This window comes from Bacteroides sp. AF39-11AC (assembly GCF_003474285.1).
In the GTDB taxonomy this organism is placed as follows: Bacteria; Bacteroidota; Bacteroidia; order Bacteroidales; family Bacteroidaceae; genus Bacteroides.
In genome coordinates this window covers 325,778-338,140 of sequence record NZ_QROH01000007.1, presented here as the reverse complement: position 1 = coordinate 338,140, position 12,363 = coordinate 325,778, and the positions used below count along the sequence as shown (strand labels likewise).

The 12,363-nt window shown below is 44.5% G+C and carries 8 protein-coding genes; 3 read left to right on the top strand and 5 right to left on the bottom strand.

What is annotated here, in order from left to right:
• Positions 1 to 258 precede the first annotated feature (258 nt).
• From DW036_RS17055 to DW036_RS17035, 5 genes are all read right to left on the bottom strand, one after another.
• Positions 259 to 1,863: an NAD(P)/FAD-dependent oxidoreductase gene (locus DW036_RS17055; RefSeq protein ID WP_118465443.1), complete on the bottom strand. Its 1,605-nt coding sequence runs from the start codon at positions 1,861 to 1,863 to the stop codon at positions 259 to 261.
• Positions 1,860 to 2,546: a hypothetical protein gene (locus DW036_RS17050; RefSeq protein WP_147401506.1), complete on the bottom strand. Its 687-nt coding sequence runs from the start codon at positions 2,544 to 2,546 to the stop codon at positions 1,860 to 1,862. Before DW036_RS17050 ends, DW036_RS17055 begins: the two co-directional genes overlap by 4 nt.
• A complete protein-coding gene (locus tag DW036_RS17045; RefSeq protein WP_118465441.1) occupies positions 2,543 to 4,102 on the bottom strand; it encodes a hypothetical protein in 1,560 nt (519 codons plus the stop codon). Before DW036_RS17045 ends, DW036_RS17050 begins: the two co-directional genes overlap by 4 nt.
• Before the next feature lie 30 nt (positions 4,103 to 4,132).
• Positions 4,133 to 5,500, bottom strand: coding sequence for a DNA repair protein RadA (gene radA / locus DW036_RS17040; protein WP_118465440.1), 1,368 nt, complete (start codon positions 5,498 to 5,500; stop codon positions 4,133 to 4,135).
• A 280-nt stretch (positions 5,501 to 5,780) separates the two neighbouring features.
• A complete protein-coding gene (locus tag DW036_RS17035; RefSeq protein WP_118465522.1) occupies positions 5,781 to 6,821 on the bottom strand; it encodes an asparaginase in 1,041 nt (346 codons plus the stop codon).
• A gap of 450 nt (positions 6,822 to 7,271) precedes the next feature.
• Here DW036_RS17035 and thrA point away from each other — a divergent pair, with 450 nt between their 5' ends.
• The 3 genes from thrA to thrC are packed head-to-tail and all read left to right on the top strand — an operon-like array spanning position 7,272 to position 12,263.
• Complete coding sequence (gene thrA, locus DW036_RS17025) at positions 7,272 to 9,704, top strand: bifunctional aspartate kinase/homoserine dehydrogenase I (RefSeq protein ID WP_118465439.1); 2,433 nt, start codon at positions 7,272 to 7,274, stop codon at positions 9,702 to 9,704.
• Positions 9,705 to 9,708: 4 nt separating this feature from the next.
• Complete coding sequence (locus DW036_RS17020) at positions 9,709 to 10,959, top strand: cofactor-independent phosphoglycerate mutase (protein ID WP_118465438.1); 1,251 nt, start codon at positions 9,709 to 9,711, stop codon at positions 10,957 to 10,959.
• Between the two features lie 2 nt (positions 10,960 to 10,961).
• Positions 10,962 to 12,263: a threonine synthase gene (gene thrC, locus DW036_RS17015; RefSeq protein WP_118465437.1), complete on the top strand. Its 1,302-nt coding sequence runs from the start codon at positions 10,962 to 10,964 to the stop codon at positions 12,261 to 12,263.
• The last annotated feature ends 100 nt before the right edge of the window (positions 12,264 to 12,363 follow it).

Sequence of the window (12,363 nt, the reverse complement as noted above, 5' to 3'; positions counted from 1 at the left end):
AATAAACATCCATATAACTTTATGCACTGTTAGAAAATCATTTGCTTTGATAATGATATTTTGTTAATGTGCTAGCTATCAGTGAACTGTATTTACCGACAAGTTACCTCTTTATGTAAAAGCATTTACCGCAGGATGTAACGACCTTTACCCCTTATTGTAACGCTCTTTACCTCGGCATGTAACGGCTTTTACTCCGGCATGTAAATGAAGTTACCATTTGAGATAAACGGTGTTACCGTGAAAGGAAAACAATTGTTATAGCTTGAAGTAGTTAGCTACTGCTTCTGCACATCGTTCCCCATCAATGCCGGCAGAAACAATGCCACCTGCATATCCTGCTCCTTCTCCACATGGAAACAATCCTTTAATTCTTACATGCTGCAAAGTTTCCCTGTCTCTTATGATCCGTACTGGTGCAGAGGTTCGTGTTTCCACACCAATCATTACCGCTTCATTAGTCAGGAAACCGTGGCTGTATCGTCCGAACTGCTGGAAACCTTTGCTGAGTCGGTCAGTGATGAACGGTGGCATCCAGAAGTGTAGGGGTGAAGAAATTAGCCCCGGAGCATAGGAACTTTCCGGTAAATCATAGCTCAATTTCTTACGTGTAAAATCCTGCATACGTTGTGCAGGAGCTGTCTGACGCATATTGCCTTGTTGCCAGCAATTATATTCTAATGCCTCTTGGAAATACATCATGCTGAGTTGGGGATAGGCAACACTATCATCCTGTGTAGCTGTTTTTCCATTTTCTATCTTCAATCCTTCGTTCTCCAAATCTTCCGGCCTCAATTCAACTACCATCCCTGAGTTGCTCCAACGAGATCCACGGTTGCTGGGACTCATTCCGTTGACTACAATCTGTTGCGGTCCACTGGCGGCGGGTACAACAAAACCACCCGGGCACATACAGAAACTGTATACTCCTCGTTCATCTACCTGATTTACAAAGCTGTATTCGGCGGCAGGCAGATATTTTCCCCGTCCGTTTCTGTTATGATATTGTATCTGGTCGATCAATTCCGAAGGATGTTCCAAACGTACACCGACTGCAATACCTTTAGCTTCAACCTCCACTTGATTGGCAGCCAACCAACGGTACACATCCCGTGCCGAATGCCCTGTTGCCAGGATCACCGGACCCAGAATTGTTTGTCCTGTATGGGTTTCGATACCTTTTATTTCATCTTCCTCAATAATTAAAGCTTCCATACGCGTCTCAAAGTGCACTTCTCCGCCACATTCGAGAATTGTATTCCGCATATTCTCTATTACACGTGGTAGTTTATCCGTTCCAATATGCGGATGTGCGTCTACTAATATAGCTGTAGAAGCACCATGCTGACAGAATACGTTTAATATCTTATCTACATTTCCACGTTTCTTGCTGCGAGTATAGAGTTTCCCGTCCGAATAAGCACCTGCGCCTCCCTCACCGAAACTATAATTAGATTCCGGATTCACTGTGTGCTCCCGGCTAATCTGAGCCAGGTCTTTCTTCCGGTCACGTACATTTTTTCCGCGCTCTACGATGATGGGGCGAAGTCCCAGTTCTATCAGTCTCAGTGCAGCGAACAGTCCACCGGGACCGGCACCCACGACGATGACCTGTGGCTTTCCTTCTACATCCTTATATATAGTAGGTTGATATTCACTATCTTTGGGCATTTCGTTCAGATATACCCGTACATTCAAATTGACGAAAATAGTCCGTTGCCGGGCGTCAATACTACGTTTCAGGATTCGTGTTGCGTTGATGTCCTGTACATTCAATCCTTTTTCATGTACGAGGTACTCCTTCAATCGTTGCTCATTGGCGGCTACTTCGGGCAGCACGCGTAGTTGGTATTCTTGTATCATTTCATTTTAAAATAAGTGACAATGCCTGCGCTGACACGTAGTCCGCTCCAGTTTGCATCATAAGAACTCTTCATATCTTTATTCCCTTTCAGGTGCAAGTTTCCGGTGGGATCCCATTCGTAGCCTACACTTGCGATAATGGCTGCAAAGGTAGTGATTTTATAGCGCACTCCTATGGCAGGTTGCAAGAAGACATTGATACCTACCAAAGTCTGTTTATCTTCCTGTACCTGTGAGTCTACACGCACGTATTCCTCCATCTTGGAGGTATTGAAAACGATTCCTGTAGACAACTCAAAGAATGGACTGACTCTCCCTTGCAGGAGGTGAAACCGGTAGAATGTTCCCAATAGGTTTCCGCTATTCTTCACTTTTAGTTTGTATTCCCCTGTAGGGTCGGCCAGGTGATTCTGTCCGCTTGTATTCTGGTGGCTGAAGGTGATACCCATCTGATGTTGTTGTACCTGTATGCCGGCCCGGAAGTTATGCGTAAAGTTCCCTGGAAATTCATCGGTGGTTTTTACTCCTTTCAGGCTACTGCTGGCTGCATTTTTCAGAAGATCTTTCATGTCGGACATGCTATACAGCCCATACCCGATATTATACTCCAGCGTAAATTCTTGTGCTTGCATACTGGTGATTGCCAGTATCATGCAGGCTAATGCCATTATAATCTTTTTCATGGTTTCTCTAGATAAGGTTCTATATTCAGGGCAAATCCTTCCCAGCACGTCAAGGTGCTGTTGAAAAGGCGTGGATAGATAGCTTCGCTTTCCAGCCGGAATAATTCTTCTCCATTCTCATCTGTAATGATAATATAATGAGGTATTTGGAACAAGTAGTTTCCGGTTGCCGGATCAATGTTGCAGAAAACGTATTCATCTCCTTTGGAAATGGTACGAACAATCTTTCCGCTTTGGCAATTCAGAATAGAAATTTTGTTGTTCTGATCCATGATAATAAGTTCGTGGGGATGGGTTGGATGAAAGAAATAACTGCTGTAGTACTGCGAATAAAAAACAGTTTTTCCTCTCTCAAAGTTCTGTAAAGGCGTGAGATAGAAACCATAGGTAACCACAGGCTCACACAGGTAATTTTCGTTTATCAGGTAATTCCAAGGCTCAGGATAGTCTTCCGGGGTAAAATTGGTTCCCGATAAGGATATGGTCTTTTCAAGTTGTCCATTATCTGCATCATAGAGGTATACCTTGGAGAGGTAATTATAATACAGTGCCAGTTTGTTGTCCGATGTCAATAATATATCTTTGGGTACATAACCCCTTTCGGGATAGTCTATCTTGGCAATGGGGTTTAAATCTTTGCCGGAGAAGATATAAACCTGGTCGGAATAGTCTACAGCTATCTTGTCGGAGTTGGGTGATGCGGCAATAGGCACTGCACTACTTTTGGTTTCTTTAAATTCCGCTATTTTGGTCAGCGAAGGAATGTTGTAAGAGTTCACCTCTGCGTATTGACTGGTATATAAGATATTAGAGTAGAGGCTATACAGGCGATTCAGTTGGCCTCCATTCAAGAACGTATCTACTCCTGCATAGCTGTATCCTTTCATTAAGGAAGGAAAAAGTTCGTTGCCGGCTTCATCCACTATTTGTACCTCTATATATCTGTAGGGACTGCCAAACAAAGGTGCGGGCAAAGTGATGCTGGTTTCCTTGGTCTTTTCAACTATAACTTCTCCATTGTTTATCACCTTGAAGTAATACTTTTCCAGATTGAATGTCCAGTGAATCGTGACATCGTTCAGTGAAGTCTCTTCGGGCTCCTGATAGAAAGTCAATTGAGGAGTAACGAAGCGGGCAGGCCAGCTCATTTCACCTTCGTATGTTTGTCCATTGTAAACTTGGTCTCGTATACTTTCGCCTTGCTTTAGCGACTTGGTGGTAATCTTACATCTCACCTGAACGTTTCCCGTCAGGTTGTTATTGTAAACCTGAAAGCTGCCTTGTGGAGTATTTCTCTCGGAAACCAGATTATCGCCAATGTAGAAAGAGGCGGAGACAAGCTGAGACTCCGGGGTATTAATGCTATAGTTCACATCTATACCTTCTACTAATAATAATTCTCCGGAGCTGCTTTGCTCTGCATCTAACTGTATCTCTATCGGTGTTTCCAGTGGTAGCAGTTCGGCGTCCACGTAGTTGTTGTCGTGCAATTCTACTTCGCAACCGCAGAGCGAGAGTAGGATCAAAAGTGACAGATAATGTAATTGCTTCTTCATAGTCGTATTATTGATTATTTCTGTTTTTCTTTATCCGAATAGCGTCCTGAAGGCTTCTTCCACCTTTCTCACCGGTATCAGTTCTATCTTGAGTTTCTTCGTATCTATTCCTTGCAGATTGTATTTCGGCAACACGAACCGTTTGAATCCCAGTTTCTCTGCCTCACCGATCCGTTGCTCAATCCGGTTCACCGGACGTATCTCACCGGACAAACCGATTTCGCCTGCCATACAAACTTCCGGTTCGATGGCCGTATCCATATTGCTGGACAGTATGGCACTGATGACAGCCAGGTCTATCGCCGGATCATTCACCTTCAATCCTCCGGCAATATTGAGGAATACATCCTTCTGCGCCAGTTTGAAGCCCACCCGTTTTTCCAATACAGCCAATAGCATATTCATTCTCCGGATATCGAATCCGGTGGCCGAACGTTGCGGATTGCCATATACCGCACTGCTCACCAATGCCTGAGTCTCAATCAGGAACGGGCGTACTCCTTCTATGGCTGAGGCTATGGCTATGCCACTCATTCCTTCATGGTCCTGACTCAACAACAATTCCGAAGGATTGCTGACTTGGCGTAAGCCATCCTGCCGCATTTCATAAATCCCCAGTTCGGCAGTACTGCCGAAGCGGTTCTTGATACTGCGCAGGATGCGGTACATATAATGCTGGTCACCCTCAAACTGCAACACTGTATCTACAATATGTTCCAGTACTTTAGGTCCGGCAATGCTGCCTTCCTTATTAATATGCCCGATAAGTAATACCGGTGTGTGCGTTTCTTTGGCAAAGCGCAAGATACTTGCCGAGCATTCGCGTACTTGTGCAATACTGCCCGGGGAGGATTCAATGCTTTCCGTGGAAATAGTCTGTATAGAGTCGATGATTACCAAGTCTGGATGGGTATTCTTGATGTGAACGAAAATCTGTTCCAATGACGTTTCGCAAACGATGAGGCAATCGCTGGAGCTATGCGATAATCGGTCGGCACGTAGCTTTAACTGGCGGGCACTCTCTTCACCCGATACATAAAGAACGCGTTTTTCAGGGATATGAAGCACAGTTTGTAGTACCAAAGTTGATTTACCAATTCCCGGTTCACCGCCAATCAGTACCAGAGATCCCGGAACCAATCCGCCTCCCAGTACCCGGTTCAACTCTTCATCATGCAAGTTGATACGTGGTTCATCATCCGCTTCTATCTCACTGAGAACGATGGGCTTTGGCTTTTCTGTCTCTATTCCGGATACCGGACGTTTGTTTACAACTTCTTTTCGTATCAGTTCTTCCACATACGTGTTCCACTCTCCGCACGACGGACATTTGCCAACCCATTTCGGAGACTCTTGTCCGCAGTTGCTGCACACATAAACCGTTTTTTCTTTTGCCATAAGGGAATTTACTTGCTGAATGATTGGCCAAATATACAAATTTAGCTGTTTACTTATCTGATTCAGGGATTATTTATTCTGATAGTATATGTGGGTTTGTAAGAATTTTCACTATCTTTGAGTCGTATCTGGGTATTACTAAATCCATGTCAAGCCCGTGTCAAGTCCGTACCAACTCCGTATCTGCTCCGTATAGAGGTACCTTTTTACGGAGCAGATACGGAGTTGGTACGGACTTGACACGGAGCAGATAAGACCTTAAACTTTGGTGTATTCCCTTTTAGATAGTAGTGATTTCTCCCGCCATTGGAGTACGCATCCGTTCCCGTACCTCATCAGGCGTATAACCGTGTCCCAGCAGGAACATCAGTTTTGTGACCGCAGATTCCGTCGTACTGTCATATCCGCAAACCACTCCTGCCTGCATCAACTGATAGCCCGTTTCGTAACGTTCCATCTCTACGGTTCCGGCACTGCATTGGGTGACGTTGACAATTACTATTCCCTGTTCGCAAGCATTCCGCAGGCGGCGGATGAACCATTCCTTACGGGGAGCGTTTCCCGAACCGTATGTTTCGAGCACGACCGCTTTCAACCCTTCAATGCCTAATATGCTCGACACCACAGTCTCCTGAATACCCGGGAAGAGTTTCAGCACAGCAACGTTCGTATCCAATAGATAATGTGGCTTCAATTCACGTTCCATTTCCTTGAAGCGGATCTGCACATTATTATATTTAATATGAATACCTGCTTCTGCCAATACGGGATAGTTGAATGAACGGAATGCATTGAAGTTCTCTGCGTTCATCTTGATGGTACGATTGCCGCGCATCAGGTGATTCTCAAAAAAGATGCAGACCTCGGGTACAAGCGGATTGCCTTTTGCATCATGTGCACTGGCTATTTCAAGACTGGTAAGAAGATTCTCTTTTCCGTCCGTGCGGAGTACTCCGATAGGGAGCTGTGAGCCGGTGAGGATGACAGGCTTGCTCAATCCTTCCAACATAAAGCTAAGGGCAGATGCGGTATATGCCATCGTATCCGTGCCGTGCAGAATTACAAAACCTGTGTATCTGTCGTAATGGTCACTAATGATATGTACCAGTTTGCGCCAGGCTTCCGGGTCCATATCCGAAGAGTCCATCGGAGGATCGAACTGGTAAGTATCGATATGGAATGTGAAATTTTGCAGCTCCGGTACGTGCTTTTTCAGTTGCTCGAGATTGAAATTCTCTAAAGCACCCGTTTCGGGGTTTTCTATCATCCCGATGGTTCCACCGGTATAGATTAGCAAAATGGAAGTTATATTTGGACTCATACGCATTCTCTTACGATAATTTAGTGCAAATATAATGATATATCTTGAATTTAATATCAAAATGTTATAAAACTATGCCAATGGTAGTGGAATGTTGTATGGTTATGTGTGAAAATGACACTTCGCTCTTTTGCATATTTCTGTCTCTTTTGAGGCCTTTCTATATTTTTATTACAAAAAAACCACAAAATGTGATAGATTGAATGTTTTTATTATTACTTTTGCGACACTTATCAATAATGAACGAAACAGAGAGTATGAACAAGTACTATCAACATACAGTCACATCCATGTGCATGACCATGACCCTTAGGGGTTAATGGATAGTATTTGTGTTTCTACGTGTTACACTATTTTTCAGCAGTTTTTCTTATTTAATTCAAGTCAATACAGGTATATACGTCCTGTTCCCGACACATTGTATCAACCTTATCAATAGTAATAAAGGATATGAAAGTAATAAAATTCGGCGGAACGTCCGTAGGTTCCGCGAACAGTATTTTGAGCGTAAAGAGAATTGTAGAAGCAGTAGAAGAACCGGTAATTGTGGTGGTTTCCGCACTGGGGGGCATCACAGACAAGCTGATAAACACGTCGAAAATGGCGGCTGCCGGTGATGCTGCTTACGAAAATGAGTTCCGCGAAATTGTTTACCGCCATGTGGAAATGATTAAAGAAGTGATTCCCGCAGGTGAAGGGCAAGTGGAACTGCAACGCCAAATTGGTGAACTGCTTAATGAACTGAAAGATATCTTCCAGGGTATTTATCTGATAAAGGACCTTTCGCAAAAAACTTCCGATACGATTGTCAGCTATGGCGAGCGTTTATCGTCCATTATCGTTGCGGAGTTGACGGGAGCCAAATGGTTTGATTCACGCAAGTTTATCAAAACTGAAAAGAAGCACTCTAAGTATGTATTGGATACCGAGTTGACGAATGAATTGATTCGTGAAACATTCAGCACTTTGCCGAAGCGTGCACTGGTACCGGGGTTCATCTCTACTGATAAGGTGACGGGAGATGTTACGAACTTGGGGCGTGGTGGTTCCGATTATACAGCTTCGGTTATTGCGGCGGCATTGGATGCCGACCAATTGGAAATCTGGACGGATGTGGATGGTTTCATGACTGCAGATCCGCGTGTGATTTCTACTGCTTATACTATTAACGAACTGAGTTATGTAGAGGCAACGGAACTTTGTAACTTCGGTGCCAAGGTAGTATATCCGCCGACTATTTATCCGGTTTGCCACAAGAATATTCCTATTTTAATAAAGAATACATTCAATCCCGAAGGAACGGGAACGATTATCAAGCAGGAAGTATCTGATCCGCGTACGAAAGCGATTAAGGGTATTTCTTCTATCAATGATACCAGTCTGATTACTGTGCAGGGGCTGGGTATGGTAGGTGTGATTGGTGTGAACTACCGCATCTTTAAGGCACTGGCAAAAAATGGTATCAGTGTGTTCCTTGTATCCCAGGCATCTTCGGAGAACTCTACGTCTATCGGTGTGCGTAATGCGGATGCCGATCTGGCATGTGAAGTGCTGAACGAGGAATTTGCCAAAGAGATTGAAATGGGAGAGATTTCTCCGATACAGGCAGAGAAGAACTTGGCTACGGTAGCTATTGTAGGTGAAAATATGAAGCATACGCCGGGTATTGCCGGAAAGCTGTTCGGTACGTTGGGACGTAACGGTATCAATGTGATAGCTTGTGCTCAGGGTGCCTCGGAAACAAATATCTCATTTGTAGTGGATGCCAAATCATTGCGTAAATCACTGAATGTTATCCACGACTCATTCTTCCTGTCGGAATACCAGGTACTGAATCTATTTATTTGCGGTATCGGTACGGTGGGTGGCAGCCTGGTGGAACAAATCCGTTGCCAACAGCAGAAACTGATGATGGAGAATGGATTGAAGCTACATATTGTGGGGATCGCTGATGCTGACCGGGCCATGTTTAGCCGTGAAGGCTTTGATCTGACAGATTTCCGTGCAGAACTGGCAGAGAAGGGCAAACCGAGTACGCTGGAAACTTTGCGTGACGAGATTATTAATATGAATATCTTCAACTCAGTATTTGTAGACTGTACGGCAAGTGCGGCAGTTGCTTCCTTGTACAAAGACTTATTGTTGCACAACGTTTCTGTAGTGGCTGCCAATAAAATTGCCGCTTCTTCGGAATATGAGAACTACCGTGAACTGAAACAGATTGCCCGCCAGCGTGGTGTGAAATACCTCTTTGAAACGAATGTAGGCGCGGGACTTCCGATTATCAATACGATCAATGACCTCATTCATAGTGGTGACAAGATATTGAAGATTGAAGCTGTACTGAGTGGCACGCTGAACTATATCTTTAATAAGATCAGTGCGGATATTCCTTTCAGTAAGACCATCAAGATGGCGCAGGAAGAGCGTTACTCCGAACCGGACCCGCGTATCGACCTGAGTGGCAAGGACGTTATCCGTAAACTGGTGATCCTGGCACGTGAAGCCGGTTACAGACTGGAACAGTCGGATGTAGAAAAGAACCTGTTCGTACCCGATGATTTCTTTGAAGGTTCACTGGATGATTTCTGGAAGAAAGTGCCGAGCTTGGATGCGGATTTCGAAGCCCGTCGCAAGGTACTGGAAGCTGAGAACAAGCATTGGCGTTTTGTTGCTAAACTGGAGAATGGCAAAGCATCAGTCGGCCTGCAGGAAGTGGGTGTAAATCATCCGTTCTATGGTTTGGAAGGTAGCAACAATATCATTCTGCTGACTACGGAACGTTATAAAGAATATCCGATGATGATACAAGGATACGGTGCCGGTGCCGGAGTAACGGCGGCAGGTGTATTTGCGGATATCATGAGTATTGCAAATGTTTAATAAAATGAAACATATAATCATATTAGGCGATGGAATGGCGGATTGGCCTGTGGAGTCATTGGGCGGTAAGACGCTGATGCAATATGCCAAGACGCCGTATATGGATAAACTGGCGAGCATGGGACGTACGGGACGGTTGAAGACTGTTGCCGACGGTTTCCATCCCGGTAGTGAGGTAGCGAATATGTCCGTTCTGGGCTATGATCTGCCGAAAGTTTATGAAGGACGAGGACCTCTGGAAGCTGCCAGCATCGGTGTAGATCTGAAACCGGGCGAGATGGCAATGCGTTGTAACATCATTTGCATTGAAGGCGATCATATTAAAAACCATTCTGCCGGACACATCACAACGGAAGAAGCCGATGTATTGGTGAAGTACTTACAGGAACATCTGGGCAATGAGCGGGTGTGTTTCTATACAGGCGTGCAATATCGTCATTTATTGGTGATCAAAGGTGGAGATAAACGTATTGATTGTACGCCACCGCACGATGTGCCGTTGAAATCTTTCCGCCCGTTACTGGTGAAACCGATGTCGGGTACGGAGAATATAACAGTTCTCGAAGGCGGTGCAGAACTGACTCCGCAACAAACTGCTGATTTGATTAATGATCTTATCCTGCGTTCACAGGAGCTTTTGAAAAATCATCCGTTGAATCAGAAGCGGATGGCGGAAGGGAAAGACCCGGCTAACAGTATTTGGCCCTGGAGTCCCGGATATCGTCCTAAGATGGAACGTTTGTCTGATAAGTTTCCACAAGTGAAACGGGGGGCAGTGATTTCTGCTGTAGACCTGATCAATGGTATCGGATATTATGCGGACTTGCGTCGCCTGACAGTGGAAGGTGCAACGGGCTTGTATGATACCAATTATGAAAATAAAGTGGCTGCCGCACTGGAAGCCCTGAAAACGGATGATTTCGTCTATCTACATATCGAGGCCAGCGATGAGGCCGGACATGAAGGGAATGTGAATTTAAAACTACTGACGATTGAGAATCTGGATAGTCGTGCTGTAGGTCCTATATATGAAGCCGTGAAAGATTGGGAAGAACCGGTAGCTATTGCCGTATTGCCCGATCATCCTACTCCATGTGAGCTCCGTACACATACCAATGAACCGATCCCTTTCTTCATCTGGTATCCGGGTATCGAACCGGATAGTGTACAGACCTTTGATGAAGCGTCTGTTTGCGAAGGTAGTTACGGTTTGATGAAAGAAGATGAGTTTATTAATGAATTTATGAAAAGCTGATTATGAAATATTACAGTACCAACAAACAAGCTCCCGACGCCAGCCTGGAAGAGGCCGTAGTGAAGGGACTTGCTGCCGACAAAGGACTTTTCATGCCATATAGCATTAAGCCTTTGCCACAAGAATTTTATGATAGTATTGATACTCTTTCTTTTCAGGAGATTGCCTATCGCGTAGCCGATGCTTTCTTTGGGGAAGATGTACCTGCCGAAACATTGAAACAAATCGTTTACGATACATTGAATTTTGATGTTCCTTTGGTGAAGGTGACGGAAGATATTTATTCACTCGAACTTTTCCATGGCCCGACGCTTGCTTTCAAAGATGTGGGTGGACGTTTCATGGCCCGTCTTTTAGGATATTTCATCAGAAAAGAAGGTAAGAAACAAGTCAATGTGTTAGTTGCTACCTCTGGTGATACGGGAAGTGCGGTTGCTAATGGTTTCCTCGGTGTGGAGGGGATTCATGTATATGTGCTTTATCCCAAAGGGAAAGTCAGCGAAATACAGGAGAAACAATTTACGACTCTCGGACAGAATATCACAGCCCTTGAGATAGACGGTACATTCGATGATTGCCAGGCATTGGTGAAATCTGCTTTTATGGATAAAGAACTGAATGAGCATCTGCAACTTACCAGTGCCAATTCCATTAATGTAGCACGATTCTTACCGCAGGCTTTCTATTACTTCTATGCTTATGCTCAACTGAAGAAGATAGGCAAGGCGAACGATGCCGTTATCTGTGTTCCGAGCGGTAACTTTGGAAATATCACTGCCGGATTGTTTGGCAAACGTATGGGATTGCCTGTGAAGCGTTTCATTGCTGCCAATAACCGTAACGATATCTTCTATCAATATTTGCAAACCGGAGTTTATACTCCACGTCCTTCTATCGCTACCATTGCCAATGCTATGGATGTGGGCGATCCGAGTAACTTTGCGCGTGTGCTCGATCTTTATGGTGGCAGTCATGCAGCTATTTCTACTGAAATCAGTGGTACCACTTATACTAATGAACAGATTGCTGAAACGATGCGTGAAACGTGGAAGGAATGTCACTACCTGCTTGACCCACATGGAGCCTGTGGTTTCCGTGCTCTGAAAGAAGGATTGAAACCAGGTGAAACTGGCGTTTTCCTGGAGACGGCGCATCCGGCAAAATTCCTCGAAACCGTGGAAGGTATTATCGGCGAAACCGTAGAGATTCCTGCGAAACTGAAAGCTTTTATGCAAGGTGAAAAGCAAAGTCTGTCGATGACAAAGGAATTTGCTGATTTCAAAAGCTATCTGTTGTCGCTATAAGAAGCGGAATTTCTTTAAGCAGGAAGAAATAAAGGCCCGGAAACTTGACTTTGGCGTTTCAATATAGTATATTTGTAACCGTAATTTTAACTCAGATTCA

Excerpts from the sequence above, each read along its gene's own strand:
- thrC (WP_118465437.1), top strand. The coding sequence starts at position 10,962 with ATGAAATATTACAGTACCAACAAACAAGCTCCCGACGCCAGCCTGGAA.
- thrA (WP_118465439.1), top strand. The coding sequence starts at position 7,272 with ATGAAAGTAATAAAATTCGGCGGAACGTCCGTAGGTTCCGCGAACAGT.
- DW036_RS17020 (WP_118465438.1), top strand. The coding sequence starts at position 9,709 with ATGAAACATATAATCATATTAGGCGATGGAATGGCGGATTGGCCTGTG.
- DW036_RS17055 (WP_118465443.1), bottom strand. The coding sequence starts at position 1,863 with ATGATACAAGAATACCAACTACGCGTGCTGCCCGAAGTAGCCGCCAAT.
- DW036_RS17035 (WP_118465522.1), bottom strand. The coding sequence starts at position 6,821 with ATGAGTCCAAATATAACTTCCATTTTGCTAATCTATACCGGTGGAACC.
- DW036_RS17045 (WP_118465441.1), bottom strand. The coding sequence starts at position 4,102 with ATGAAGAAGCAATTACATTATCTGTCACTTTTGATCCTACTCTCGCTC.
- radA (WP_118465440.1), bottom strand. The coding sequence starts at position 5,500 with ATGGCAAAAGAAAAAACGGTTTATGTGTGCAGCAACTGCGGACAAGAG.
- DW036_RS17050 (WP_147401506.1), bottom strand. The coding sequence starts at position 2,546 with ATGAAAAAGATTATAATGGCATTAGCCTGCATGATACTGGCAATCACC.